Below are 26993 nucleotides of genomic sequence, written 5' to 3'. Positions count from 1 at the left end.
TTTTCTGAAAGAAACCAATTCGTTCTTTCGTAAAAATGTTGTCTTAAATGACCCTTTTTTTCTTCTTGATTCTTCTATTTTCTTTCCTTTTCTCAACTTCATATATCGCTCTTGTCATAAATAAGGAGATATAGTTAAAGATAGAACGGCTACCTAGAATCAGTGGTAGATAGAAAAGAACATTTCTTGTAAAGAGTGATGTCAACATAAAGAAATCACCAAAGAATAAGAAACACGCAAGAAATGCGACCAATAAAAGCCCAATCATGATTTGTTTTTTCAAATCCAATGGCCGAGCAGCTCTAAGTAACACTTGAAAACCGATACATCCTGTCAACAGCACACACATTGTAGATACATCTTGATGTGATAAATTAAACCACATTCCAGCAAGTTGCAATACTAAAATATTAAAAACTACTGTCAGTGCTCCTGGAACCGAAATTCGCAATATATTGGTTAAAAAATGGCCTTTGATTCGCTGATAATTCGGCTCTAATGCTAAAATAAACGATGGGATTCCAACGGTTAAGGTGTTGATTGGTGTTAATTGTAACGGCGCAAATGGATATGGCAAGAATAAAAAGATAAATGTTACTGCAAGAATCGCAGAATAGATTGTTTTTACCATATACATTGAAGCAACTCGTTCAATGTTATTGATCACTCTACGACCTTCATTCAACACTTGAATCATTGAACTAAAATCAGAATTCAATAATACCACATCAGACACTGCACGAGCAGCATCACTTCCACTAGCCATTGCTACACTGACATCTGCTTCTCTTAATGAAAGAATATCATTAACACCATCACCGGTCATACATGTTGTATGCCCATTTTGTTTCAAAGCTTGAATCAATTCTCTTTTTTGGTAAGGTGTCACTCGCCCAAAAACGGTCGTATTTTCGACTAATTCATTAAAGTTTGCCGAATCAGGAATCGTGCTCATATCAACAAACTTTTCTGCTCCAGTGATTCCTGCTTGTTTCGCTATTTGTGATACAGTAACCGGATTATCACCTGAAATGACTTTTAGCGTTACATCTTGTTTTACAAAATAAGAGAATGTATCCACAGCATTTTCACGAATCGTATCCGCAATGATAAAAATGGCCACCGTCTCTTTTTCTTCCGGTAATGTTGGACTTGTGAGTTCTTCTGAAGAATGAGCCAAAATTAGGACACGATCTCCTTGCTCATTATAGGGCGCTAGTTTTTCTCGTAACGCTTCAGGGACGTCCGAGTAAATAAATTCTGGTGCTCCCATAACAAATGATCCTTTTTCTTCAAATGTCACACCGCTCCATTTTCGATCTGAAGAAAATGGAATGACTTCTTTGACGTTCCACACAGATTTTTCAAGTGGAAACCTTGTTCTGAGTACTTTAGCTGTAGCATTTTGATCTGATAACCCTGCCATCATTTCGCTCATAGCACGCTCGATTTCACTTGCTGGAAATCCAGCTTGAGGAATCAGTTCTTTAAATGTTAAGGTGCCATCTGTAATAGTTCCTGTTTTATCCAAACAAATCGTGTCCACGCGCGCCAGTGTTTCAATACAAGACAAGCGTTGTATCAATGTTTGTTTTCTAGCTAAATTGGCTGCGCCGACAGCAAATGCCACACTTGTCAACAGCATCAACCCTTCTGGGATCATACTGATCAACGCCCCAGAAACACCTAAAACGGATTTTGGAAAAGATTGAGTGGATTGATATTGTGACCAGAATAATAGCAACCCAATCGGAATAATAACAAAGGTTAATCCTTTGATCAAAAGATTGAGTGAATTCATCAATTCAGACGTCGAACGTTTCTCTGTTTTTGCTTCTTTGGATAACTTAGAAACAAAATTATCTTCGCCGACAGCGTTGATTTTTACAAAACCTAACCCTGAGGTAATGAAACTTCCACTCATGATTTTATCACCGTTTTGCTTCGTGATTTTATCTGATTCCCCAGTCAATAAAGATTCATCAACCTCCATACCATTTGCATGAAGTACGATACCGTCAGAAGGAACTTGATTTCCTAAAGTTAAGACTAGCACATCCCCCAAAACAATTTCGTCTTGAAAAATTTTAACCAGCTTGTTTTCTCTTAAAGCCATTACTTCCGTTTTATTTACGATAGACAATTTATCGATTGTTTTCTTTGCATGGATCTCTTGAATAACACCAATTGCTGTGTTGATAATAATGATCCAAAAAAATAGCGCATTTTTAGGATAACCGACTGCAAAAACTGCCACTGCTAAAAACAAGTTAATAAAATTGAATAATGTCAACGAGTTATCTAAAATAATTTGTTTTGTAGTTCTAGATAGATCTTCCACTTCTTTATTGGTCTTACCTTCAGTATAAAGTTGTTGTACTTCTTGATTGGACAGCCCTTTAATATCGGCTGGTATCCGAATATCACTATCATCGATTTTTGGTGCGTTTTCCTCAGACGAAGAAAACGCTACTTTATCTATCTCTCTTTTTTTCCTAAACAATTTTTTCATCTTTTCAATCACCTTCTTATTCCTTTAGTTAGTACAATTGTAGAATAGTTTATCCACTATTTCAGATAACTAGTTTAATTTTACACTTTTTTTAACCATTTGAACAAAATGATGGCATGTTAATTTGATTTTAGATGTAAAAAAAGGAAAGACTCCATTTTAGTCTTTCCTTTCAATCCATATTAGAGTGAGACGTAATTAAAGGCAATAAACCGTCTAAACCTAAAATTTCAATCCACTCACTCCATATTAGAGTGAGACCCACTTTTCCAACAAATTTCCCTTTGACCCACTCTATTTCAATCCACTCACTCCATATTAGAGTGAGACTGTGAAAAAATAGGATTATCTTCCATATTTTTTCCATATTCTTGATTTTCTCAAATAAATCTACATAACTATTAAAAACAGAAATAGCCTTTTTCACCCATAAAGTTTGGTGCGGGTCCCTTAGTGATTTTATGTGCACTTGAGGTTCGCACTAAAATATTAGTCATTCTTTTCCTAATGTTTACTTCCAAAAATCGTCAAAAATTGAAATTGGCATATGACGTTTATGTTGTGTTTTTTTATACCAACTTTCAATCTTTTCTTTTGCTTTTTCTGATACTGCTTTTCCTTCGAGGTAGTTGTCGATATCATCATAAGTGACACCAAGCGCTACTTCATCAGCTACTAAAGGTTTATCATCTTCTAAATCAGCAGTTGGGATTTTCGTATAGAGTTCAGCCGGTGCGCTTAATTCTTTCAGCAATGCCTTGCCTTGACGTTTGTTCAAACGGAATAACGGTAAAATATCTGCTCCGCCATCCCCATATTTAGTATAGAAACCAGTAACATTTTCTGCCGCGTGATCTGTTCCAATGACGGCACCTGCTTTTTCTCCTGCAATTGCATATTGAACGATCATTCGTTGACGTGCTTTCATATTTCCTTTATTAAAATCATTTATTGAAACTCCAGATTCTTTAAGGGAAAGCACACTTGCGTCGATTGCCGGTTTGATATTTACCCGTAACGACACATCCGGCTCAATAAAGTCTAATGCTTTTTTAGCATCCGCTTCATCAGCCTGCTCTCCATAAGGCAAACGAACAGCGATAAATTGATATGATTCATCCTTAGTTTCATTACGCATCTCTCTCATTGTTAACTGAGCAAGTCTGCCAGCTAGCGTAGAATCTTGACCACCGCTGATTCCTAAAACAAAGGTTTTTAAAAACGGATACTTATATAAATAACTTTTCATAAAATCAATACTTTTTCGGATTTCTTCTTGCGGATCTATTTGCGGCTTTACGCCTAATTCTTCAATAATTACATTCTGTAACGGCTCCATAGAAAATCCCTCCTAATTTAAACACGAAACAAACGAGTTAATCCTACAACAAAAACGGAAATTGCCACTAAAACGTTCTTTGATTCATTGCCAATTTCTCTAATTTCATAAAAATTGAGTTGTATAGTTAAATACTGTTTATTTCCCTTCAGTCAATGCTTTTACATCCACACGAACTTTTTCAAGTAAACGCATTTTATGATTCCAACACTCTGTTGATAGATCTACTGGGTATTTTTGTGGGTTAAGATCACGCTTATACTCTTCCCAAAGTGAATCAAGATTTTCTTTCGCATACCGTTTGATTTCTTTTAAGGTTGGCATGTCATAGACACGTTTTCCTTCAACAAAAATATCTTGCAATACCGCTCTCGCTTCAAAATCTCTGACGGTTTTATTGATAAAAGTGTGTACTGGGTGGAACATGTAAATTTCCTCTTGCTCACGAGGATCTTCATCCCATAATGTCACATAATCACCTTCAGATTTCTTGTCTGATTTACGTGTAATGCGCCATACTTGTTTTTTCCCAGGTGTTGTAACTTTTTCAGCATTACTGGAAAGTTTGATGGTGTCTTTCATTTGACCATCTTTATCTTCGATTGACACTAATTTAAAGACAGCACCTAGGGCTGGTTGATCATACGCCGTGATCAATTTTGTCCCAACACCCCAAACGTCAATTTTTGCTTTTTGCATTTTTAAACTCAAAATCGTATTTTCGTCTAAGTCATTTGAAGCATAGATTTTAGCCTCTGTGTATCCCGCTTCATCTAATTGTTCACGCACTCGTTTTGAAATATACGCCATGTCCCCACTATCGAGACGGACACCTAGGAAATTGATTTTATCCCCCATCTCCCTCGCTACACGGATTGCACTTGGAACTCCTGATTTTAAAGTATCATAAGTATCGACTAAAAAGACACAATCTTGATGAGTTTGTGCATAAGCTTTAAATGCATCATAATCATTGCCATAAGATTGTACTAAGGAATGAGCATGCGTACCGCTAACTGGAATACCGAAAATTTTACCAGCGCGAACATTACTTGTCGCATCCGCTCCGCCAATGTATGCGGCACGAGTTCCCCAAACTGCCGCATCTAATTCTTGGGCGCGACGAGTCCCAAATTCCATCAAAGGATCCTCACCGATCACAGATTTGATGCGTGCTGCTTTAGTAGCAATCAAGGTTTGGAAATTGACCATATTCAAAAGAGCTGTTTCAATCAATTGACATTGCGCTAATGGACCTTCTACTTGAATCAGTGGTTCATTATTAAAAACCAAATCACCTTCTAATGCAGAACGAACAGTACATTTAAATTCAAACTCTTTTAAGTATGTCAAAAAGTCCTCTGGATACTCTTCTACGTCTCTTAGATATGCGATATCTGTATCTGTAAAAGTTAAGTTTTCTAGATAATCCACCAAGCGTTCCAAGCCAGCGAAAATAGCATACCCATGATTAAAAGGCATCTCCCGAAAATAACATTCAAAAACTGAATGTAGATCTGCTCTGCCTAATTTCCAATACGTTTGCATCATGTTGATTTGATATAAATCTGTATGTAACGTTAAACTATCATCCTTATAAACTTTCTTCATCTCATTATGCCACCCTTTATTTTTTCTAAATTTTAATTCTTATTATATCAAAAAACTACCTTTTTAACTAAAACCTGATTTTTAAGATAGTTTTTTCTTGAAGATAAAAAACTTACTGAAAAAGTAATTCAATACCACAACTGCGACTTGTGTTACCATCTTTGCCCAAAAATCTGAAAGATGCAGCCATTCGATCATTAAAACCATTAATGCCATGTCTACGACAAATGACAAAATACGATACCAATAAAACAATAGCATTTCTCGAATAAAAGAACCAATATCCTCATGATTACTCGCAAAAACAAAATATTTATTGGTGAAAAATGCGAACAACACAGATAAAAACCAGCCGATTGCATTGCTTATTTTATAGTCGATCCCTAAGATATCTTTACAGATGAAAAAAATCACTATATTCACTATCGTTGTTGCTACACCAAAAACCAAATATGATATTACTTCTTTATATTTATGAAATAATTCTTTCAACGTCCACGCTTCCTTTCGTTTTTCTCCTTATTTTATCAAAGATAAGATAGAAATCCTACTGATTTTCTAGTTTATCATCGTTGATTATTCAATCACTTTCACATAATCAGAGAAAAAAGTTCATTCACCAAACTGATTGACGCTATTCTTTCGTTCATTTAACACATTCTGACTAAACAAAAAACCTTGAAAAAGCCGTCGTCCAACTTTTAGCAAGGTCTCAAATTTTCTTATGACGGATCAACATTTTTTTGAATGACAATGATATCTTTTCTTGGTGCACTGAAAGAATATCCTTTTTGTTGCATGTCATTTTTAACGCCAATATGAACGGTTACTTCTTCTCTTGTTGTATTTAACAACTTTTTAATCACATAATCAATTTCTTTTTTGGTAATCTTCTTTTTAGTGTTAATCATGATGATGTCGATTTTATCAAAGGCATCAGCGTAGACAATTTGAGTCCGGTCTAATGCATATAATTTAAAAAATTTAATCGCTTTTGTACCAAAAACGAACTTAGTGATATTTGGATAAAAATACTCTAAGTCTAGATTTCTATTGATTGGTGTTTCAATTAATTTCATTTGCTCCGCTCCTTCCTAAGTTTAATAGTTTGTCTTGATAACTTTACATAAAAATTTTACTCTTTCCTTGACCCTTTGTAAATCAAAAAAGTGAGTTTTCATTAAAAAATAAAAACTATGTTATGCTATAAAAAAGACTTGACCTTAACGTTAAGTAAAAGTTTATACTCATTTCAAACGGGAGTGAAACAGATGGACTATACGATCAAAAAAATTGCTGAACTATCCGGAATCAGTACCCGAACATTGCGTTATTATGACGAAATCGACCTGTTAAAACCTGCGTATCTCAATTCTTCTGGTTATCGTATTTACGGAACGAAAGAAATCGACAAGCGAGCAAATCCTTTTTTATCGTTCATTAGATTTAAAACTAGAAGTAATCCAAAAACTACTGAACAATCCAAATTACGATCCCGAGCATGCACTACAGGAACATTATCACCAGTTATTGGAAAAGCTTCAACAGCTCGATTATCAGATTCTAACTGTAGAAAAAACAATCCGTTATAAAAAAGGAGAAACGACTATGACAGATAAAGAAAAATTTGTAGGATTCAAACAAGAAAAACGACTAGAAAATGAACAAAGATATGGCAAAGAAATACGTGAAAAATACAGCGAATATACTGTTGAAGCCTCTAATAAAAAATGGTTAAACTTAACAGAAGCAGATTTTGCAGGTATGGAACTTGCTGAGAAGGAGATGTTTGTAGCCTTGAAGATCGTGCTAGACACCAAAGACTATCGATCACAAGAAGCAGAAAAAGCCTTCTTGAAACATAGAGAATGGCTTCAATATACTTCACCAGTTTATTCAATAGAAATGCATAGAGGCCTAGGAGAACTATACATTAGTGATGAACGTTTTGTTGCTTACTACGATGACCGAGCAGGAAATTCTGCTGCTCAAACACTAAACCAACTAATTCAACATTTTACACAATAGAGAAATGACTAAACCTATGAATCGTTTTAAGGAGCCTGGGACATAACTAAAAACGTTATGTTTCAGGCTCTTAGTAACCGAATAAACGGTGGGTGCAGAAGCAACTCCTTCGGAAATAAGCCGAAATTGCTGTAAAACACAACAAGGAACAAGTTGATGTTGCACAGTACTTACTTGGTCACAAAAATTTGAAGAGCAATTTTCGTGAATTCCTTCTTATTTCTCGGAGTTAAACACTTCTGTTCCAACCTCCTTAAATCTAATGAACGTATTATAAAACATTAGTTTCTTTCTAGATCATTCCCACTAATCCTAAAACATTCCTACAAAAGCCAAACCGAATAAAATCAATAAAAAAATCGTGATTGCTGCCGATTTAAGTCTTCGCTTTCTCTGTTTAGCAATAAAATTAGCATTTTTTAAACGCGCTTGCTTATAACTGTCAGAGTGTTTGATTTGCGTAATATCATAATAGAAAAAATACAGTGGTTGTTCCAGAATATTTTCATCTAATTCATCGGTAAAACCAACTAACAACGTATACTGTCTGATTTTTGATGGGAAATTTCTGCTGTTCTTCTTTTTTAGCTTTACATATAATTCTTGATCGCCTAGAAAATAGTAAGATTGATCATCTTCTTGAATTTCGATCGACTCCATTTGTTTAAATTCTTCGGGTAATTGCTTTTCAATCCGTTGAAAATACGCATCAAACACTTCTGCACGTAAGTAACGAAGTAAATAGACGACTGCGCCTAACTCCAGCAAAAATAAAAATACTAAAAACCATCTAATAAAAAATTCAGATGCCCCGATCCCAATAGCTGTTACCAACATAATGGCTAGTAAAAATAATAAATATTTTTGGTAATGCTTCATATACAACTGTCTGATTCCAGATTGATAATACTGTAAATCATGCGCCACATTCTCTTTTATTTCTTTCATTGTTACTCCCCCAAGTTTTAAATCGATTTCCTACCTAAAGCATCATACTATTTTATAAACCGTTCCTTGCTTTAAGATTCTCACAGAAAGTACTTCCTGACAATCTGCATTTTTATCTGTTGATGATCTCAACGAATCTTGCTACTTGATGATTTCTTCAAAAATGAATGTACCCACGCCACCCTCTAAACAATCACCGATGACCCGCTGACATTGCTCTTTGACAATTTCCTTCGCATTCCCAACTGCAACAGGAATATCGACAACAGCCAACATCGCTAAATCGTTTTCGCCATCACCAATACCATAGCTACGCGCATCTGGGAAATTCTTCATAAATTCTTTGATTGCATTTCCTTTGCTGCTCTTTGGATCGACGATTTCTAAGCATTGTGTAAAGGAAGAAAAAACTTCCGCTGACTCACTACTCAATACCTCACGCAATCGTTCATGTTCCTCATCGCTTGCTTCCATCAATTCTATTTTCATCACTTTTAAGTCTGGATGTTCAGTCAAATAGGTAAAGGGATCTTCCACATGTTGACATTGTTCTTTGAAGAAGGCTTCTTTAAAATCCATGATTTGTTTGCCTGCTTCCCCCATCACTTCAAGTTTTTTCCTCAAGGCTAAAATATTCGCTTCATAATTTTCAACTGGTTTTAAAATGATTCCTTCATTTGTGTGAATATGATAAAAAATATTCCGTGCTTCTAAAATGGCGATGACTCTCTCGCATTCACTCATGGATACACAATGATTATATTGAACGGGTTCACCAACTAATTTATGTCCCCCACCATTACTAAAAATAACATCGCACTCACTGTCTAATTCATCCATCAATTCTGTCAATTGTGCATAACCACGGCCACTGATAAACACAAAATGATCCCCTTGTTTTTGTAATGCGTAAATCGCATCATAATTGACTTTCGGCACTTCGCCAGCCAAATCCTGAAATGTTCCATCTATATCACAAAACACAATGTTCATTCATTAAGCTCCTTTTCTTTATTGGCTAATCACCCCATTAGGAACAAGATAAAATAAGAGTAAGCCTTTTTATTTCAACTATCTGAGTATAGCATAATTTCTTTGAAAATTTTTAACTTTCTTCATTTTTACAGTTGACCGTTTAAACGAAGAAAGTTAAAAAATCTGTATAAATAGCCGCTAACTACATCGGTTATTTATACAGATTCGCTTAATTGCTGTTTTGACTTTTTGTTCTATTCATACAGACTTAGTCCGTGTAATCAACGATCGTCGCATAAAGCTCTTTTAACTCCTGCTTACTGTCAAACCCTCCCAATAATGATTGTGACACCTTCTTTTTTTCTACAGCCTCTTTATCATTGCTGAATACTACAGCCTTTGCTGACGTCGGTCATTTCGCGACTTCTTTGTAATCTTCTTTAAAATGTTGAATTGATTTATTTCAGGCAAGTCAATGATTTCTGCACTTTTTGCTAATAATTCATCATAATTGTCTTTAGGATAGGCTATTTTCTCACCGTAAGTTGTCATTGAAAGACTTTGCGAAGTCAATCGGACTTCTTTTTTTCTCTTTATTAAATGAATATTTTAAATCTACTAGCGCAAAAACGCTTAGCTCGTTTCCTTCATTCAAGGGATAATAGGCCCGCACTTTTAGTTCGACACTTGAAGCGTACATTGTATATTCAGAAACTCCTGTTTGCACGCCTTCAGTCATAACATCATTTTGCAGCATCCCTTTGACTTGTGAGATAAACTTTGGAATTTTTACTTTAAACTTGTTTTCTAATAAATCAAAGGCTTCGTTTTCAGTAATTTTAGGATAATCAAACGTTCCAAATGGTTTATCTCGTTTTTCATGCCAGGTAAGCCTGATGTTCGACTGGGCCTGTCTGCTTTTTGGAAGAACAGCCACTAATCATTAGCGCACCTAAGATTATCACCACACATAAAAGATAGGCGTTTCGTTTCATTATTTGTCCTCTACTTTCTCTGCTTCATTGAACACGACGATTGGAACAGCTTTTGCCTCTTTGAAGACATCCTTTGCTGGAATCAATTAAACATCACGATCATCTTTTAATTCATATAAACTAACACCTTCAAGTCCGTTTCCAACAGAAATTTCTTTACTTTTTTGTTTGATTAATTTTGGAATATCCAAAATTGAATTGTTTTCCATACTTGCTTTGTTCATTGCGCTTTTTAAGACAGTCACAATCGAATGAATCGTTGCAGGGGATAAATTCAAACCTGTTAAATAGTTTACAAACTCTTCAACATCTCGACTTTTCACAAGAGTCAATTGCTTTTTCCCTAGAAAAGGAATAATGTATTTATCCATCCGTAAACGGTAACTTGAATATGTTGATCGCTTGATTTTTTTTTCGCATCAATACATTCAACCAATGATTTAGCCAGTCTTGAACCGTTCCTTTACACAAGTTGACATTATTATGTGTAAATGAATAGCGAACTTTTAACTCCGCTAGTTTTTCCTTCACATGCGCATAACGTTTTCCATAAATATACCCATAAATTATTTTGCCCTCTTCATTTCTCGCTTTCATATAGCGACCTTCCCAACGACCATCCTTTCTTTTATATATATTTTCACCTTTTCTGCTCAACTTATGACACCCTTTCCGAAAAATTTTGACGGCTAAAAAACATAAATCTTTTTTCTAAATCTATATCGGTCAATAATTATTGGATAACATACAATCAAAATAGGAGAATTTATCGTTAGATCCAGCAAATTTTTATTTATTACTAAAAATAAACCTCCAGTATTCTCATTTTTTATCAAAATTATTAAAAACGTGATAAAAAAACGAACTTTTCTTTATAGACTGTGTTCTCATTTTAGTATAGAATAAATTAGTAGTTCAAATTAGAAAGCGATTACATCTTTGTTAGATTCATTATTTTCTTATAACTGCTACATACAAGAAAAAATTTTGATTTATAGTCAACTTCATTATAACAATAAATCTTTCATTTCACACTATTTTATGTTAAAATTATATCTTTTATACGATATACCTTAATATAAATAACATATTTACTCTTTCCCATCGTGGGTAAAGCCCATTCTTAAAGGATCCCCCCTTAAATGTTATATTCCCTTTCCTATTAATCTTTGAAAAAGAAATTTAATCAATCGCAACCGTCTTTTAGTATTTTTCGAACCTGCAAGAAAAATTTTATGGTAAAATGATATATCTACATAACCTATTGATAAGGAGCACGATTATTGGAAACAAAACCCTTTTTCTCAGGTAGTCAATTAAAATGGATCGCTATCATTGCTATGTTGCTGGATCATACAGCAAAAATTATTTCTTTTCACCCTTTTTTTACACATTCTGTTCCTTTTGGGAATGAAACGAGTTCTCTGATTCAACTAAGCCAAGAAATCTTTCCAATTTTTATTCTGATTGGAAGGCTTGCTTTTCCTTTATTCTGTTTTTTATTAGTAGAGGGATTTATCCATACTTCCAATACTAAAAAGTATCTGATCCGTTTGTGTCTATTTGCTTTAGTTTCTGAGATACCGTATGATTTGGCTTTTTCTCATCAAGTCATTGATCTAGAAAGTCAAAATGTCTTTTTCACATTGTTGATTGGTTTATTGGTAATCATTGGGTTGGAGAAATTACAAGATTACTCCATAAAAAATGTGCTATTCTCTATTGCTATTGTTGGGACTGGAATTTATTTAGCCGAATGGCTGCGAAGTGATTATGGTGGTTGGATTGGTATTTTGTTGATTGTCGTTTTATATCTATTAAGAGATTTTCTGCTATTAAAATGTCTTTTAGGGGCATTGGTCCTTTTACAAAATAGTTGGTTTGGGCTATTTGCCTTTATCCTGATCTATTTTTACAATGGACAACGCGGAAAACAGTGGAAATATTTTTTTTATTGGTTTTATCCAGTTCATTTGTTGGTATTAATAGGGATTCAACAGTTTTGATCATTCCTCATTTCAGCTAAGTATAAAATCAAAAAGCAGTTTAACATTGTTACATGTTAAACTGCTTTTTGATTTAGCTATTGCTTGATTACATCATACCGCCCATTCCCATAGAAGGGTCCATTGGTGGCATACCACTTGCTCCTGCCGGTTCTGGTTTATCTGCGACAACTGCTTCTGTTGTTAATAACAAGGCAGCTACTGATGCAGCGTTTTGTAATGCTGAACGCGTTACTTTCGTTGGATCAACGATTCCAGCTTCGACCATGTTTACCCATTCGCCATTAGCAGCATTAAACCCAGTACCTAACTCGATATTTTTTAATTTATCAACGATTACTGAGCCTTCATATCCAGCATTTTCAGCAATTTGACGGATTGGTTCTTCTAAAGCACGAACAACGATTTTCACACCAGTTGCTACATCGCCTTCTGCCTCTAAAGCAGCTACTTTTCCGATAACATTTACAAGCGCTGTACCACCACCAGAAACCATACCTTCTTCAACGGCAGCACGAGTAGCATTCAATGCATCTTCAATACGTAATTTTAATTCTTTTAATTCTGTTTCAGTTGCAGCACCAACTTTAACTACCGCAACACCACCAGCTAATTTAGCCAAGCGTTCTTGTAATTTTTCACGGTCAAAATCAGATGTTGTTTCTGCAATTTGATTTTTGATCAATTGAACTCGAGCATCGATACCAGCTTTTTCACCAGCGCCTTCAACAATCGTTGTATTGTCTTTGTCTACAACAACTTTGCTTGCATTTCCAAGGTTTTCGATTGTTGTATCTTTTAATTCAAGACCTAGATCGTCAGTGATTACTGTGGCTCCTGTTAACATAGCAATATCTTCAAGCATTGCTTTACGACGATCACCAAATCCTGGTGCTTTTACAGCAACAACATTGAATGTTCCACGAATTTTATTTAAAACAAGTGTTGGTAAAGCTTCTCCATCAACATCATCAGCAATAATTAATAATGGACGGCTTTGTTGTAAAATTTGTTCTAACAAAGGCAAGATATCTTGAATATTAGAGATTTTTTTATCTGTAATCAAGATATATGGATTTTCTAAGACAGCTTCCATTTTATCATTGTCTGTTACCATGTATTGAGATAAGTAACCACGGTCAAATTGCATTCCTTCAACTACGTCTAGTTCAGTTTCGATTCCTTTTGATTCTTCGATTGTGATGACACCATCGTTACCGACTTTTTCCATTGCATCCGCAATTAATTGTCCTACACGGTCAGAACCAGAAGAAACAGCAGCAACTTGTGCAATTGCTTCTTTTGAATCTACAACTGTTGAAATGTTGTGTAACTCTTCGACTGCCGTTTTTGTAGCCAATTCGATACCACGACGAATTCCTAGAGGATTCGCACCAGCAGTTACATTTTTCAATCCTTCACGAACGATAGCTTGGGTCAATACTGTTGCAGTAGTTGTTCCATCTCCAGCGATATCATTTGTTTTAGAAGCAACTTCAGAAACTAATTTCGCCCCCATATTTTCAAAATGATCTTCTAGTTCGATTTCTTTTGCAATCGTAACACCATCATTTGTAATAAGTGGTGATCCAAATGATTTTTCTAAAACAACGTTACGGCCTTTAGGACCTAATGTTACTTTTACTGTGTCTGCTAAAATATCTACTCCACGAAGCATTGCTGCACGTGCATCTTCTGCAAATTTGATTTCTTTTGCCATAATTCCTTCACCTCAAAAATTTTATTTTTTCTATTTAAAATGGTTTTTTTATTAAAAATGGATTACTCAACAATCGCAATGATGTCTTTACCAGAAACGATCAAATAATCATTTCCCTCATATTTAACTTCTGTTCCTGAATATTTTTCAAACATTACTGTGTCGCCTTCTTTAACATCGGCAGGAACTTTTGTACCGTTTTCTAATACACGGCCTTCACCTACTGCGATAACTTTTCCTGTCTGAGGCTTTTCTTTAGCAGCTGATGCTAAGACGATTCCCCCTACTGTTTTTTCTTCTTCTTTCGCGACTTCAATAACGACGCGATCGCTTAATGGTTTTAACACAATAAATCCCTCCATAAAAAAATATTTATCTTTTTAGCACTCTTAGTTATCGAGTGCTAACTCACACTATTTATAATACTCATTTCCTTTTCATTTTGCAAGTCTTTTGACTAATTTTATTCAATAATCGGTCAAAGAACGAAAGTTTCTGTTCTTAAATTGATATATTTCTTTTCTACCGTTCATTTCATGGTAAAATAAGAACAGAAAGAGAGGCGATTGAAATGAAACAAAGAATTACAGGAGCTTTAACAATAACAGCACTTTACCTCATCATTGCGAATGTTGGTAATTTCTTTTTTGGAGTAAGCAGGCGTTTCGACTGGACAACGACATTATGGGAAGCAGCCTTTTTCTTCGTATTTATCTTTCTGCTATTAGGCTATCGCAATAATCATAAAAAATAATAGTCATACGAAACAAATGTCAACTATGGTATACTTTTTACATTCTGCAATTAATGAAAGGAGTTTTCAGTTTATATGCCTAAAAATATGTCTATAAAAAAAGTAAGTTTATCCATGGTCCTTCTATACGGACTTGTATTTTTTTCTCCCTATATTTTTAGCCCTTTTTCATCTGATATCGTAATCAGTGGTACAACCTTCACTTATATCTTAGGTGCTGGCTTGATGATTTGGCTCTACATTATAAATAAAAATACTGCCGTTACAACAGTAGAAAAGGAAGCCAAATTGACTTCACCCGTTTTCATCTACTTACTAGGTGTCAGTGGTATTTTCTTAGCAATGATTATTCAAGCCGTCGTTTTTGGTATCGAAACAGCGATTACAGGTGCAGAACCTAGTTCACAAAATACACAAAATATTATTGCCGTTATTCTAGCGAATCCTTTGTTTATCCTAGCAACTACGATTGGTGGTCCTATCATGGAAGAATTTGTTTTTCGTCGTTCTTTGATTGGTTTGACTGAAACGTACACTGGTTTTTGGATTGCGGCAATCATTAGTTCTTCTTTATTCTCTGTTATTCATCAAGATGGTCATTTCTTTGTCTATTTTTTCATGGGCTTCTTCTTTGCTCTATTATATAAAATGACTGGGAAAATTTGGACCTCGATCATCGCTCATTGTGGCATGAATACGTTAGTTGTGATTGCTCAACTCGTTATGCATTACGCAAATATTGAATTACCTAAATAAAAAAATTCCCCTATGATTGCCTTTTTTAAGGAGTGCAACCATAGGGGTTTTATATTATTCTTTTTCGTCTTCGATTTCAGTATCAGCTAATTCATTATCATGATGCAAGAAGTAAATCAACGTTTGTAATTCGTTGGTCAAATCAACATTTTGAATCAACACATCTGTTGGTGCTACTAAACGAGCTGCTGTAAAGTTCAGAATCCCTTTAACCCCAGCATCTGCTAATTGACTAACCACTTCTTGTGCTTTTCTTGCTGGAAGGGTCAAAATTGCGACCTCAATTTGCTGTATACGAATCTGTTCCATCATATCCGTCATTGGATAAACCGGAATACCATCTACGATTCTGCCAACGATGTCGTCGTTAACATCAAATGCGCAGCTGACACGAATACTGTTACTTTGATGAAATTTATACTTCAATAAGGCACTTCCTAAGTTACCTACACCAATCAAAGCTACATTGGTTAGCTCATCATCATTCAATGTTTTTGCAAAGAAATTCATCAAGTTTTCCACATCGTAACCATAACCACGCTTGCCTAATTCGCCAAAATAAGAAAAATCTCGTCGAATCGTTGCGCTGTCTACTTGTACTGCTTCACTTAGTTCAGTAGATGAAACTTTATTTTTGCCTGCATCATGCAGAATTCTCAAATAACGATAATATAGGGGAAGGCGTCTTGCCGTTGCTTTTGGAATAATTTGGTCTTTCACAATCGTACCTCCAATACTCTAAATATACACAAATATCCATCTCTCATAATAGCAGTTGTTCCAGATAAAAAGCAATCTTACAGCTCAAAAAAAGCAATATTTTTCAAACTTTCTTAAAATTGTTCTGATTATTTTTCTCTCTAGTCGTTGGATGGATGCTTTTTCCGGTCAATTTATGCTACACTTAGGGCATTGAAATAGAAATGAGGTTACCACATGATTTTACTCCAAGCAAATCAAATCGCCCGTTATTTCGGCGCAGACACTTTGTTTGATAACATACAAATGGAAATCAGTACAAATAGCCGAATAGCTTTAGTTGGCCGTAACGGTGCTGGTAAATCTACTCTGCTAAAAATAATCGCAGGAATCGACATACCCGATGCTGGTACGATTGCTAAAAATAAAACAGCCAGTCTGGGTTATTTAGCCCAAGATACTGGACTTGATTCAGATAAGACCGTTTGGGATGAAATGCTAGAAGCATTTGTAGAAGTCATCACAATGGAAAAACGAATGCGTGAACTTGAATTGATTATCAGTGAACTGCTGCCTGATGATTCAAAATATGAATCGATTATGAAAGAATATGATCGCTTGCAACATGACTTTTCAGAAAAAAATGGTTATGGCTATGAAAATGAGATTCGGTCAGTTTTGCATGGTTTTGGATTTAAAGAAGAATTTTATTCAAAAAATATCAGTACATTATCGGGGGGGCAAAAAACACGTTTAGCTTTAGCGCGGATGTTACTGCAAAAACCAGATATTCTGATTCTGGATGAACCGACTAACCACTTAGACATTGATACCCTTTCATGGTTAGAGAATTATTTGCCTAGCTACTCTGGAGCCCTCTTGATAGTTTCACATGACCGATATTTTCTAGATAAAGTAGTGTCTGAAGTTTATGAAATCAGTCGCCACAAAATGCGTTATTACAAAGGCAATTACTCAAAATATTTAGCATTAAAAGCAGAGCAACTGACTAGTGAATGGAAAGCCTACGAGAAACAACAAACCGAAATCAACAAATTGGAAGATTTCGTAGCCCGAAATTTAGTCAGAGCATCCACAACTAAAAGAGCACAAAGTCGTAGAAAAACCCTAGAGAAAATGGAGCGTTTAGACCGACCTCAAGGCGATGAAAAATCAGCTAATTTTCTTTTTGCCATCGAGAAAGTTTCTGGAAATGTTGTCCTCCAAGTAGAAGACGCTGCGATAGGTTATGACAGCCATATCCTATCAGAACCTGTTTCACTCGATATACGTCGTCAAGAAGCCATTGCTTTAGTTGGACCTAACGGAATCGGCAAATCGACTTTATTAAAATCGATCATTGGAACGATTCCTTTCATTAAGGGAAATGCAACATTAGGAACGAATGTTCAAATTGGTTATTATGACCAAGAGCAAGCGAACTTGCATGGGACAAAAACAGTTTTAGCTGAACTTTGGGATGAGCATCCTACTACACCCGAAAAAGATATCCGTAATATTCTAGGCAGTTTTTTATTCAGTGGAAATGATGTCGAAAAAACCATCCCTCTTCTAAGTGGTGGAGAAAAAGCGCGCGTTGCCCTAGCAAAATTATCAATGGATAAAGAAAACTTCTTGATTCTTGATGAACCGACAAACCATTTAGATATCGATAATAAAGAAGTTTTGGAAAATGCTTTGATTGATTACGAAGGAACCCTTCTTTTTGTTTCACATGACCGTTATTTCATAAATCGTATTGCAACGAAAGTCATTGAACTATCTGAGTCTGGTAGCAAACTTTATTTGGGCGATTATGATTACTATTTAGAGAAGAAAAAAGAAGAAGAAGAATTGGCTACACTATTAGCTGAGCAATCCTCTGTAAAACAAGCTGAAATCGCAAAACCTAAAAATGATTTTTATCAAAATAAAGAACAACAAAAAATCTTACGTCATTTAAATCGTAAAATAACACAAATCGAAGAAAACTTAGCAGCATTGGACACAACGATAGCACAATTAGAACAATCGATGAGTGATCCCGCACTTGTGGATGATCATATGCAGCTAATGTCATTAAATGAAGAATTAGAATCACAGCGGTCACAACAAGAACAATTGCTGACAGACTGGGAAAATCTTAGCTTAGAACTTGAAGAAGCGGAAGAAAATAATTGACGAAAGGCAGGTTTCATATGACTTTAAAACGTATGAATGTAACGAAACCTAAGTATCAGCAAATTGCTGTAGATGTCGCAGCTAAGATTGCTGATCAAACATTTACAGTTGGAGACAAAATTCATGCACGCTCTACTCTGGCAAATAAATACAGTGTTTCTCCTGAGACAGCCCGAAAGGCAATCAGTGTCTTAGTTGATTTGGAAATTGTCCAAGCGAAACACGGTAGTGGGTTTTATGTTCACTCAATGGAAAAAGCCAAGCTCTTCGTCGACCAATACCAAGATGTCCAATCGATTCATGATTTAAAAGATGATCTGATTGCGAGTGTCAAAAAACAAAAAGAAGAGTTAAGTCAATTCTCGGAAATACTGGATAAACTTGTTGACCAGACGAAGCGTTTTGATTCACTCAATCCATTAAATCCAGTAACATTTACACTGACCGACGAAGCATCTCATCTTGAAATGACAATCAGTGAATTAAACCTGTGGCAAAGTACTTCTGCTACTTTGATCGCAATCAAACATGGGGATGAATTACTTGTTTCTCCTGGTCCGTATGCAAAACTTACCTCTGGCGATACAATTTATTTCGTTGGTCATGAATCAACATTACAGCGTGTTCAGAATTTTTTCTATCCTAATTCATAATACAAAAAGAACAGTTGAACTTTTTAAAGTTTGACTGTTCTTTTTAGTTTCTCATCTAAATGCCCCTAATTTGACAAAGTGACTACACGATGTTAATCTAGAATGGTCACTTTTTTACAGAAAAGAAAATGATTTTCTTTACATGTAAATAAAGTTTTAACGTTAGCTAGTTTCATCAGTTAGTCTTTCAGGATGGATAAAAAATGTCGAAATCTTTTTCCAAATCTTCTTGAAGAGACTGAACGATATTACTACGCTTTTAGAGTTATCTAGCTTCGGAGCTGGACGAACCTACTCAGCTTTTAAAAATAAGGAGGAATTTTGTTTTGCCCAAAGTAAAAGTATCGCATTTAACAAAAATATTCGGTAAAAAATCAAAACAAGCACTGGAAATGATCAAAGAAAACAAAGATAAGACCGAAATCTTGAAAAAGACCGGTGCTACAGTCGGAGTTTACGATGTCAATTTTGAAGTAGAAGAAGGAGAGATTTTCGTTATCATGGGTCTTTCTGGTAGTGGTAAATCTACCTTGATCCGTTTATTGAATCGTTTGATCGAACCAACTTCAGGAGATATTTTTATTGATAACCAAGAAATTGCAAAATTGGATAAAGAAGGACTTAGAGAGGTTCGTCGAAATAAGATGAGCATGGTTTTCCAAAATTTTGGTCTCTTCCCTCACCGTACAATTTTGGAAAATACGGAATACGGTTTAGAAGTACGTGGCGTTCCAAAAGAAGAGCGAACGGCTAAAGCAGAAAAAGCGTTGGAAAATTCAAGTTTATTAGCTTTTAAAGACCAGTTTCCTAATCAATTATCTGGTGGGATGCAACAGCGTGTCGGATTAGCTAGAGCCTTAGCTAACGATCCAGAAATTTTGCTAATGGATGAAGCCTTTTCCGCTCTTGATCCATTGATTCGTCGAGAAATGCAAGATGAGTTAGTCGATTTACAAGACAACGTGAAAAAGACGATCATCTTTATCACACATGATTTAAATGAAGCGTTACGTATCGGTGACCGAATTGCTTTAATGAAAGATGGTCAAATCATGCAAATTGGTACTGGTGAAGAAATTTTAACAAATCCAGCTAATGACTACGTTCGTACGTTTGTCGAAGATGTAGATCGTTCGAAAGTTTTAACCGCTCAAAATATTATGGTGCCAGCATTAACAACAAACATTGAAATCGATGGTCCAACCGTTGCTTTGACTCGTATGCGTCAAGAAGAAGTCAGTATGCTTTTAGCCGTTGATAAAAAACGTCAATTAAAAGGTGTAGTTAGAGCTGAGCGTGCACTAGAAGCTCGTAAAGCAGGTAAACCTTTAACTGATTATGTGGATGCAGATATCACTACAATCGATAAAGATATGCTCGTGAATGATATCTTCCCAATCATCTATGATTCACCTACACCAGTTGCCGTAACAGACAACAATAAATTGCTTGGCGTCGTCATTCGAGGCAGTGTTCTTGAAGCATTAGCAGAAACAGAGGTGAATATCAATGAATAACTATCAATTACCAGTCGCAAATTGGGTCGAAACGATCACAGAATGGATGACAAATACTTTTTCTGGTGTGTTCAGTTTCTTCCAATCAACAGGTCAAAGTTTAATGGATGGCATTACATCACTACTCGTTATGATTCCACCATTACTATTTATTCTTATCATAACAGCAATTGCTTACTTTATATCTAATAGAAAAATTGGGTTGAGTTTGTTTACATTAATTGGGTTACTTTTCATTTATAACCAAAATTTATGGACAGATTTAATGAGTACCGTAACGTTAGTTTTACTATCTAGTGTCGTTTCTATTGTAATCGGAGTGCCACTTGGTATTTTAATGGCAAAAAGCAATAAAGCACAAAGTATTATTACCCCTATTTTAGATTTCATGCAAACAATGCCAGGATTTGTTTATTTAATTCCTGCAGTTGCATTTTTCGGAATCGGTATGGTACCTGGGGTGTTTGCCTCAGTAATCTTTGCTTTACCGCCTACCGTTCGTTTTACCAATCTTGGTATTCGCCAAGTACCGAAAGAATTAGTTGAAGCTTCTGATTCATTTGGTAGCACAGGATGGCAAAAACTATTCAAACTTGAATTACCATTGGCTAAAAGTACAATCATGGCTGGAGTCAACCAAACAACAATGTTGGCACTTTCAATGGTGGTTATCGCCTCAATGATCGGAGCTCCTGGTCTAGGTCGTGGTGTTCTATCTGCCCTACAACGTGCTCAAGTCGGAAATGGGTTTGTTAACGGTGTTGCTTTAGTAATTCTAGCAATTATCATCGATCGCTTTACGCAAAATTTAAATAAGAAAAAATCAACGACAGTAAAATCAAAACTATCTAAAAATCAAAAAATTGGCGGAATCGTGATTGCGGTTGTTGCTATCATTGCTTTGATTGGTGGTTCAACTCTTTTCACATCTGCTAAAAACGATGAAAAAACTATTTCTCTTTCTTATGTAGAATGGGACACAGAAGTTGCCTCTACTCACGTTGTCGGTGAAGTCCTAAAAGATATCGGCTACAATGTGTCGTTAACACCTTTGGACAATGCTATTATGTGGGAATCAATCTCAAAAGGTGAAACAGATGCAATGGTTGCTGCATGGCTTCCTGGAACTCACGGAGAGCAATACAAACAATACAAAGACAAAGTAGAGGACTTAGGTGAAAACCTAAAAGGTGCTAAACTTGGTATCGTCGTTCCACAATACATGGATGTCGACTCGATCGAAGAGTTAAGCGATCAAGCTGGTAAAAAAATCACCGGTATCGAACCTGGTGCAGGTGTCGTTGCAGCCGCTGAAAAAACGCAAAAAGCGTATAAAAACTTATCTGATTGGTCTGTTGAAACCTCTTCTTCTGGTGCAATGACCGTTGCGCTTGGACAAGCTATCAAAAATAAAGAAGATATTGTTATTACTGGTTGGTCTCCTCACTGGATGTTTGCTAAATATGATCTTAAATATTTAGAAGATCCAAAAGGAACCATGGGAACAGAAGAAGCAATCCATACAATGGCTAGAAAAGGGTTAGAAAAAGAAAATCCTGAAGCCTATAATGTATTGAAAAACTTCCATTGGACAAAAGAAGATATGGAATCAGTTATGTTAGAAATCAATAACGGAACTGATCCAACTCAAGCTGCTAGAAATTGGATCGACAGTCATTCAAAAGAAGTTGCTGAGTGGAAAAAATAAAAAAAGAACTGATCACAATAAAAGTGGTCAGTTCTTTTTTTATGTATAAGGTACGATTCGAAGATTTCCTTAAATTATTCTGCTACACAAACCTTAGAAATATCCGTATAGTTTGTTTCGCTAATTCATCTGTCAGCTACTCTATTTTTATTGATATCTTCCAATGCATCTTCTATCACTAAGCCATCCGTAAATAATGAGGCACCTTTACGGACAATCGTCAAATCACCATTTTGCTCTACTTATACGCGTTTGACCGCTGAAATTATGTTGATATTATGTAATCTAAACATAGTGCCAAGATCGTATGCTGATAAATTTGCCAGTTTAACATTTTCTGGAATCTTCTGCCAGTTATCCATTAAAATAATCGGTTGTCCATCCACAATTTTTTTATTCTCAGGATGCCTTCATTTTGCGATCCTTAACACAGTGACCAATGTCCCCAAAAAAGTAATACGATTAAAAATCGCAAAACAATGATTTGATAATTATAGATAACTCCAACAATGATTCTCCCCAAGACATAGTTCTGAATTTGATCCGAAACACTCTTCGGCTCTAGATTCCCCTTACTCGAAATATTCATTTGTACCTTCTGTATCAGCTCTTTAATAAAAACTTTAAAATAGATTTTTGGACAAAAAATAATTGAACATATGTTTTTTGCCTTACTAATTTTGACATTACTAATATTTTTTATTGGGATATTTTCCAAATCTTCGCCACTACTAAACAATCCTCCTTCGGGTATTATTATTTTTAAAAATTTTTCATTTACATCGACTTCTCCCATTTTTTTGGGAAATTGATTTACCCTAAATTCCATTTTTTACCCTTCAAAATAATTTTAATAACCTTATTTACCATCTAACTGTAAAAAATTGATGTGAAACATCCTTTAACTCTATATTTCAACTGATTTATGTAAGTACAAAAAATCGCAAAAAAAAAAGAACCAGTGAAAATTGGAAACTCAATGGCCACAGACTCTTTATGTTTTGTTATTATTTATATATATCAGCTCTATTTAACAGTTGGAAAATAGATGAGTGGTTCACATTTGTTACTTAACAATATTAATTTACCATGATATCAAATTTACTCAAGTCTTTTCTATCGTCTTCGTTGTATATTCGCTTTTTTTAGGTATTTATACGCTGTTGATGTTTTCATGTTACACATTTTTGCAATATCACAAACTGATAAATTATTTATTTGGTATAGTCTTATTAGTTTATTTTTTTGAGATTTAGTAATAGAAGGTCTTCCTAATATTTTCCCTTGCCTTATCTAAACCGATTTTTACCCTTTCTATTGTATTTGAAACTTCGTATTCATTAAAACTACTCAAAATTTGAAAAAACATCCCCCCCCAATTGAACTTGTATCTATATGGTCGATTAAACTAATATAGTTTATTCCTAATTCCATTAAATCTTCAATGGTGTTTACTAAAGTCCTAAGTTTTCTTGATAACCTATCATTTTTAAAAACAATAAGGTAGACTATATTGTTTTCATCACCTGCTAATCCCTTTATGTGTTTTAACATTTTTTGAAATTCCACCCGTTTGTCATTTCTACCACTACCATGTTCAGAGTAGATGTGATTACAATTCTGTTGCCTCATCATTTCTATTTTATTTTCTAGTGACATTTCTTGTCTATCATCAGTACTAACCCTGCAATATCCTAGCCTAACTATTTTCTTTTCTTGACTTTTTTTCTTGCCCATATTGAAACCTCCTAATGATTGATATACTTATTATTGAATGTTTCAACCACTAGTTAGTTTCAATAAACTTCTTATTTGAAAAAAATAATACTGACCTAGTTTATGCTATTTGATATATTGATTATTTTTTTCTTACCAAAAATGATGGCAAAAACCAATTTACTTGTTTTAATTCAGTTCTTGAACTCTTCTTAGCTAATAAACAAATACCAATAATCACACTGCTAAAGAATAGAATCACTATAAAAATTAAATTTATTTGTGCATATAATGTATTTATCCCCTGTACTTCCAGTATTTGCATAAGGCTTTTCATAGTTAACAACTGAGGTATCTTTATTAATGCTAACAACAATAAATAGACTACTGTCAACAAGTACCCTAACTTTGTTTTAAAAGTTAGAAGTACTATTAATATAATCTCAACTATAACTAATATGGAAACAAAAGGATGAAATATAATTTCTCCTGTTAAATAAATATATTGAACATGAAAAAAATCTAACAATGTAATTACACCAAGGTAACATGCAGATATTTGCCATACTCTGTTAGTTATAACGTATTTACTCAATAGTTTTCTACTTTTTTGAAACATAATTTAACCCTAGATTCCTAAAATAACTTTCTTTAATCTAAAATTTCATTACAAACTTTTTACTTCTAAAGCAGAGTTCTCTTGCATAGCTTCATACATAGCTTCATTTAACACGTCAAATAAATTTTCCCCATCACTTGTGACAAAATAGTCTGATAAGTTTTTAATATCTTTACTAATATTATTCCCCCAAGGTGGTCTTTTTTCCAAATTTTCAATATCCCAAATAATTTTATCTGGAGAAATCTTTGAAAACTCCTCCTGAATAGTTCTTAATTCTTTTTGTGCTTCATGAATATCTTTAACAGATATCTCACCTTCATACAAATTATTCATAACAATTGGGAATTTACTTCCCCACTTCATATTTTCTAAATTACCACATATAGTTGAAAAAAATGAATGAAGAAAGTCCCCAGTTCCTATCGAAAACCATAAAAAATCTACTTTGATTCCAATTGTCATTAACACAACCTCTTGTTTTTAAGAATATATAGTTGATTCAGAATCTAATGATTTAATAATCAAATTTTTATTCATATCTTTTGATTTTCTTAATGCTGTTATAAGGATTTCAATTAAGTCTCGTCCATCGCTAATTATATAATAATTGCTAAGAGTAGTGACTTCTTCATTTGGATTAATCGCCCATTCAGGAGTTTCAACACTTAAATCCCGTGCATCCCAAATAATCGGATGTCCATTTTTTGTTAATTTACTAAACTTGTTTTTTATATCAATTAATTCCTCAATTGCTTTATCTACGTATTCTGGAGATAAATCGCCTGTATACATTTGATTCATTATGACAGGATATACACTTCCCCATTTTTTGTTTTCTAAATAATAGGCTACTGTTGAAAAAAATGAATCAAAATAATCAGACCTACCAATTTGATACCAACTATATCCTACATCAATTCCAATGCTCACTTACTCAAATCCCTTCTATTCCATAAATTTAATATCTACAGTGGTATTACATTTCTCTGTAATTCTTCTTACAATGTCATCAAGCATTTCATTTGTATAGTTTTGTCCAAGGACATCAATAGCAATAGTCCAATGAATATTATTATGGTAAGAATTATTTGTTTTCACCTCTATAAATACTCTATAATCTTTTATTCTATTTTAATATGCTATACGAAAAAATAATTTTTTATCAATTATTAAGAAAATTTCTCAACGTAAATTGTATAGATATACTGATTTTTGACTTTTGAAATTTTTGTTATTATTTTATATTGTGAATGATTAAGAACATCTTCCGAAACTAATGTACTTGAAGCTATTTCATTATTTTTCAAAAAATTACTTTTAAGTTCTTTTTTTGAAGGATTTTCCATAATTAAATTTGATAAGCTACTAGATTTATTGGTGCTGCATATATAATTAACTATTTTATCCTCTGATAATTCAGAAAAATTGAATCTTCTCTGATAGTATATATCTTTACTTTTGATATGCTTATCTATCGAAGCATCCCATTTTATCAATGGCACCTGACCTAGATAAGGAACTTTAATGTAATTAAATTTCAAATAAAAAAATCCAACTACTACTAAAATAACTGTTAGTAAAAATATCCATTTCTTCTTTTTCATAGATAACCTACTTCTTTTGGCATTCCACTCGTTCATAATTTCTTCCAGCGCCATTCTCACTATAAATGTAATTACAATTTTGATGCTCTGCAATATCCTACCCTATCTATTTTCTTTTATAAATACTTTTTCTTTACCACCCCCTATTGATTGATGTATTTGTGTCGTAAGTTTTAATAAATAAGTATCTTTATTTCAAAATAATAATTATTGGATTTTTTTTATAAAAATAGTATATACATATTGTCGTTTCTCTTTGGATAATTGTGTTGTTATTACATATCTAGAATGATGCAATGCATCACCAAACACTTGCGTACTAGAAGATATACTTTCATATTCTCTGAATATTCTTTTTAATTCTTTTCTTGAAGGACGCTCTGTAACTAAACCTGCAGTATTACTTGATTTATTTGCTTTATAAAAATAATTAATTATCTTATCTTCCGATAAGCTAGATAATTCTAACTTACGTTGATAGTATATATCTTTACTTTTGATATGCTTATCTATCGAAGCATCCCACTTTATCAATGGAACCTGACCTAGATAAGGAACTTTAATGTAATTAAATTTCAAATAAAAAAATCCAACTACTACTAAAATAACTGTTAGTAAAAATATCCATTTCTTTTTTTTCATAGATAAC

At 34.2% G+C, this 26993-nt stretch carries 26 protein-coding genes and 3 pseudogenes; 8 read left to right on the top strand and 21 right to left on the bottom strand.

The genetic code is table 11. The features are described from left to right. Positions 1-43: 43 nt before the first annotated feature. The 5 genes from AC1PU0_RS05500 to AC1PU0_RS05480 form a co-directional block, all read right to left on the bottom strand. Positions 44-2512 carry an HAD-IC family P-type ATPase gene (locus AC1PU0_RS05500; protein WP_206849051.1) on the bottom strand — a complete coding sequence of 823 codons (2469 nt, stop codon included), beginning with the start codon at positions 2510-2512 and terminating at the stop codon, positions 44-46. Between the two features lie 511 nt (positions 2513-3023). Next, positions 3024-3851: an ammonia-dependent NAD(+) synthetase gene (gene nadE, locus AC1PU0_RS05495; RefSeq protein WP_206849055.1), complete on the bottom strand. Its 828-nt coding sequence runs from the start codon at positions 3849-3851 to the stop codon at positions 3024-3026. A 138-nt stretch (positions 3852-3989) separates the two neighbouring features. Next, positions 3990-5462 carry a nicotinate phosphoribosyltransferase gene (locus AC1PU0_RS05490; RefSeq protein ID WP_206849056.1) on the bottom strand — a complete coding sequence of 491 codons (1473 nt, stop codon included), beginning with the start codon at positions 5460-5462 and terminating at the stop codon, positions 3990-3992. An 81-nt stretch (positions 5463-5543) separates the two neighbouring features. Next, positions 5544-5954: a GtrA family protein gene (locus AC1PU0_RS05485; protein ID WP_206849057.1), complete on the bottom strand. Its 411-nt coding sequence runs from the start codon at positions 5952-5954 to the stop codon at positions 5544-5546. Between the two features lie 230 nt (positions 5955-6184). Next, positions 6185-6541, bottom strand: coding sequence for a DUF1827 family protein (locus AC1PU0_RS05480; protein WP_069654664.1), 357 nt, complete (start codon positions 6539-6541; stop codon positions 6185-6187). Between the two features lie 192 nt (positions 6542-6733). Between AC1PU0_RS05480 and AC1PU0_RS05475 the strand changes: the two are divergent. After that, positions 6734-7490 (top strand): annotated as a pseudogene (locus AC1PU0_RS05475) (MerR family transcriptional regulator). Between the two features lie 62 nt (positions 7491-7552). Here the strand turns inward: AC1PU0_RS05475 and AC1PU0_RS05470 are convergent. From AC1PU0_RS05470 to AC1PU0_RS05445, 6 genes and pseudogenes are all read right to left on the bottom strand, one after another. Beyond that, positions 7553-7765: pseudogene (locus tag AC1PU0_RS05470) on the bottom strand (hypothetical protein). Between the two features lie 37 nt (positions 7766-7802). Further along, the gene (locus tag AC1PU0_RS05465) at positions 7803-8438 is read right to left on the bottom strand and encodes a hypothetical protein (RefSeq protein WP_206849059.1); all 636 of its coding nucleotides are present in this window, start codon (positions 8436-8438) and stop codon (positions 7803-7805) included. Positions 8439-8579: 141 nt separating this feature from the next. Next, a complete protein-coding gene (locus tag AC1PU0_RS05460; protein WP_069654666.1) occupies positions 8580-9431 on the bottom strand; it encodes an HAD-IIB family hydrolase in 852 nt (283 codons plus the stop codon). Positions 9432-9948: 517 nt separating this feature from the next. Then, a complete protein-coding gene (locus AC1PU0_RS05455) occupies positions 9949-10350 on the bottom strand; it encodes a hypothetical protein (RefSeq protein ID WP_479998769.1) in 402 nt (133 codons plus the stop codon). A gap of 144 nt (positions 10351-10494) precedes the next feature. After that, positions 10495-10740, bottom strand: a complete 246-nt coding sequence (locus AC1PU0_RS05450) for a hypothetical protein (RefSeq protein ID WP_479998816.1) — start codon at positions 10738-10740, stop codon at positions 10495-10497. Beyond that, a pseudogene (locus AC1PU0_RS05445) lies at positions 10738-11065 on the bottom strand (tyrosine-type recombinase/integrase); the annotation flags it as partial. The gene AC1PU0_RS05450 and the pseudogene AC1PU0_RS05445, both read right to left, overlap by 3 nt. Positions 11066-11691: 626 nt before the next feature. Here AC1PU0_RS05445 and AC1PU0_RS05440 point away from each other — a divergent pair. Next, positions 11692-12414 (top strand): TraX family protein, encoded by a 723-nt coding sequence (locus AC1PU0_RS05440; protein WP_206849063.1) that lies wholly within the window; start codon positions 11692-11694, stop codon positions 12412-12414. An 88-nt stretch (positions 12415-12502) separates the two neighbouring features. Here AC1PU0_RS05440 and groL read toward each other — a convergent pair whose 3' ends face one another. Together groL and groES are read right to left on the bottom strand one after the other, a co-directional pair. Further along, the gene (gene groL, locus AC1PU0_RS05435; RefSeq protein WP_069654670.1) at positions 12503-14134 is read right to left on the bottom strand and encodes a chaperonin GroEL; all 1632 of its coding nucleotides are present in this window, start codon (positions 14132-14134) and stop codon (positions 12503-12505) included. Positions 14135-14196: 62 nt separating this feature from the next. Then, the gene (gene groES / locus AC1PU0_RS05430) at positions 14197-14481 is read right to left on the bottom strand and encodes a co-chaperone GroES (protein WP_069654671.1); all 285 of its coding nucleotides are present in this window, start codon (positions 14479-14481) and stop codon (positions 14197-14199) included. 224 nt (positions 14482-14705) lie between these two features. Here groES and AC1PU0_RS05425 point away from each other — a divergent pair, with 224 nt between their 5' ends. Beyond that, positions 14706-14888 carry a hypothetical protein gene (locus AC1PU0_RS05425; RefSeq protein ID WP_069654672.1) on the top strand — a complete coding sequence of 61 codons (183 nt, stop codon included), beginning with the start codon at positions 14706-14708 and terminating at the stop codon, positions 14886-14888. An 87-nt stretch (positions 14889-14975) separates the two neighbouring features. Further along, positions 14976-15644, top strand: a complete 669-nt coding sequence (locus tag AC1PU0_RS05420; protein WP_069654701.1) for a CPBP family intramembrane glutamic endopeptidase — start codon at positions 14976-14978, stop codon at positions 15642-15644. Positions 15645-15698: 54 nt separating this feature from the next. On the opposite strand, the gene AC1PU0_RS05415 is transcribed toward AC1PU0_RS05420, so the two are convergent. Then, the gene (locus tag AC1PU0_RS05415; RefSeq protein ID WP_069654673.1) at positions 15699-16364 is read right to left on the bottom strand and encodes a redox-sensing transcriptional repressor Rex; all 666 of its coding nucleotides are present in this window, start codon (positions 16362-16364) and stop codon (positions 15699-15701) included. Between the two features lie 216 nt (positions 16365-16580). On the opposite strand from AC1PU0_RS05415, the gene abc-f reads away from it, so the two are divergent. The 4 genes from abc-f to AC1PU0_RS05395 all read left to right on the top strand — a co-directional run bounded on the left by abc-f (position 16581) and on the right by AC1PU0_RS05395 (position 22402). Further along, a complete protein-coding gene (abc-f, locus tag AC1PU0_RS05410; protein WP_206849066.1) occupies positions 16581-18524 on the top strand; it encodes a ribosomal protection-like ABC-F family protein in 1944 nt (647 codons plus the stop codon). A gap of 17 nt (positions 18525-18541) precedes the next feature. Beyond that, on the top strand, positions 18542-19177 hold the full coding sequence (locus AC1PU0_RS05405; protein WP_111248015.1) for a GntR family transcriptional regulator: 636 nt from the start codon (positions 18542-18544) through the stop codon (positions 19175-19177). 326 nt (positions 19178-19503) lie between these two features. After that, positions 19504-20694: a quaternary amine ABC transporter ATP-binding protein gene (locus tag AC1PU0_RS05400; protein WP_069654675.1), complete on the top strand. Its 1191-nt coding sequence runs from the start codon at positions 19504-19506 to the stop codon at positions 20692-20694. Beyond that, positions 20687-22402 carry an ABC transporter permease/substrate binding protein gene (locus AC1PU0_RS05395; protein WP_206849068.1) on the top strand — a complete coding sequence of 572 codons (1716 nt, stop codon included), beginning with the start codon at positions 20687-20689 and terminating at the stop codon, positions 22400-22402. The genes AC1PU0_RS05400 and AC1PU0_RS05395 overlap by 8 nt, the downstream gene beginning before the upstream one ends. Positions 22403-22644: 242 nt before the next feature. Here the strand turns inward: AC1PU0_RS05395 and AC1PU0_RS05390 are convergent, their stop codons facing one another. The 7 genes from AC1PU0_RS05390 to AC1PU0_RS05360 form a co-directional block, all read right to left on the bottom strand. Continuing rightward, positions 22645-22764 (bottom strand): hypothetical protein, encoded by a 120-nt coding sequence (locus AC1PU0_RS05390; protein WP_422851645.1) that lies wholly within the window; start codon positions 22762-22764, stop codon positions 22645-22647. A 62-nt stretch (positions 22765-22826) separates the two neighbouring features. After that, positions 22827-23231 carry a hypothetical protein gene (locus AC1PU0_RS05385; RefSeq protein WP_206849071.1) on the bottom strand — a complete coding sequence of 135 codons (405 nt, stop codon included), beginning with the start codon at positions 23229-23231 and terminating at the stop codon, positions 22827-22829. A gap of 521 nt (positions 23232-23752) precedes the next feature. Then, positions 23753-24139: a recombinase family protein gene (locus AC1PU0_RS05380; protein WP_206849073.1), complete on the bottom strand. Its 387-nt coding sequence runs from the start codon at positions 24137-24139 to the stop codon at positions 23753-23755. Between the two features lie 646 nt (positions 24140-24785). Beyond that, positions 24786-25202, bottom strand: a complete 417-nt coding sequence (locus tag AC1PU0_RS05375; RefSeq protein ID WP_206849076.1) for an immunity 70 family protein — start codon at positions 25200-25202, stop codon at positions 24786-24788. 18 nt (positions 25203-25220) lie between these two features. Continuing rightward, positions 25221-25670 carry an Imm70 family immunity protein gene (locus tag AC1PU0_RS05370; protein ID WP_206849078.1) on the bottom strand — a complete coding sequence of 150 codons (450 nt, stop codon included), beginning with the start codon at positions 25668-25670 and terminating at the stop codon, positions 25221-25223. Positions 25671-25909: 239 nt separating this feature from the next. After that, on the bottom strand, positions 25910-26380 hold the full coding sequence (locus AC1PU0_RS05365; RefSeq protein ID WP_479998768.1) for a hypothetical protein: 471 nt from the start codon (positions 26378-26380) through the stop codon (positions 25910-25912). Positions 26381-26551: 171 nt separating this feature from the next. Further along, the gene (locus AC1PU0_RS05360; RefSeq protein ID WP_479998767.1) at positions 26552-26986 is read right to left on the bottom strand and encodes a hypothetical protein; all 435 of its coding nucleotides are present in this window, start codon (positions 26984-26986) and stop codon (positions 26552-26554) included. Between the last annotated feature and the right edge of the window lie 7 nt (positions 26987-26993).

This window comes from Enterococcus sp. XAF26B05_ASV22, from assembly GCF_056727285.1.
This window is presented reverse-complemented; position numbering and strand designations above follow the sequence as displayed.

Coding starts and splice junctions, on each gene's coding strand:
- AC1PU0_RS05420 (WP_069654701.1), top strand. CDS start 14,976: ATGTCTATAAAAAAAGTAAGTTTATCCATGGTCCTTCTATACGGACTT.
- AC1PU0_RS05395 (WP_206849068.1), top strand. CDS start 20,687: ATGAATAACTATCAATTACCAGTCGCAAATTGGGTCGAAACGATCACA.
- abc-f (WP_206849066.1), top strand. CDS start 16,581: ATGATTTTACTCCAAGCAAATCAAATCGCCCGTTATTTCGGCGCAGAC.
- AC1PU0_RS05375 (WP_206849076.1), bottom strand. CDS start 25,202: ATGACAATTGGAATCAAAGTAGATTTTTTATGGTTTTCGATAGGAACT.
- AC1PU0_RS05380 (WP_206849073.1), bottom strand. CDS start 24,139: ATGGGCAAGAAAAAAAGTCAAGAAAAGAAAATAGTTAGGCTAGGATAT.
- AC1PU0_RS05390 (WP_422851645.1), bottom strand. CDS start 22,764: ATGGATAACTGGCAGAAGATTCCAGAAAATGTTAAACTGGCAAATTTA.
- AC1PU0_RS05365 (WP_479998768.1), bottom strand. CDS start 26,380: ATGAACGAGTGGAATGCCAAAAGAAGTAGGTTATCTATGAAAAAGAAG.
- AC1PU0_RS05385 (WP_206849071.1), bottom strand. CDS start 23,231: ATGGAATTTAGGGTAAATCAATTTCCCAAAAAAATGGGAGAAGTCGAT.
- nadE (WP_206849055.1), bottom strand. CDS start 3,851: ATGGAGCCGTTACAGAATGTAATTATTGAAGAATTAGGCGTAAAGCCG.
- AC1PU0_RS05360 (WP_479998767.1), bottom strand. CDS start 26,986: ATGAAAAAAAAGAAATGGATATTTTTACTAACAGTTATTTTAGTAGTA.
- AC1PU0_RS05425 (WP_069654672.1), top strand. CDS start 14,706: ATGAAACAAAGAATTACAGGAGCTTTAACAATAACAGCACTTTACCTC.
- AC1PU0_RS05465 (WP_206849059.1), bottom strand. CDS start 8,438: ATGAAAGAAATAAAAGAGAATGTGGCGCATGATTTACAGTATTATCAA.
- AC1PU0_RS05460 (WP_069654666.1), bottom strand. CDS start 9,431: ATGAACATTGTGTTTTGTGATATAGATGGAACATTTCAGGATTTGGCT.
- AC1PU0_RS05480 (WP_069654664.1), bottom strand. CDS start 6,541: ATGAAATTAATTGAAACACCAATCAATAGAAATCTAGACTTAGAGTAT.
- AC1PU0_RS05500 (WP_206849051.1), bottom strand. CDS start 2,512: ATGAAAAAATTGTTTAGGAAAAAAAGAGAGATAGATAAAGTAGCGTTT.
- groL (WP_069654670.1), bottom strand. CDS start 14,134: ATGGCAAAAGAAATCAAATTTGCAGAAGATGCACGTGCAGCAATGCTT.
- AC1PU0_RS05405 (WP_111248015.1), top strand. CDS start 18,542: ATGACTTTAAAACGTATGAATGTAACGAAACCTAAGTATCAGCAAATT.
- AC1PU0_RS05490 (WP_206849056.1), bottom strand. CDS start 5,462: ATGAAGAAAGTTTATAAGGATGATAGTTTAACGTTACATACAGATTTA.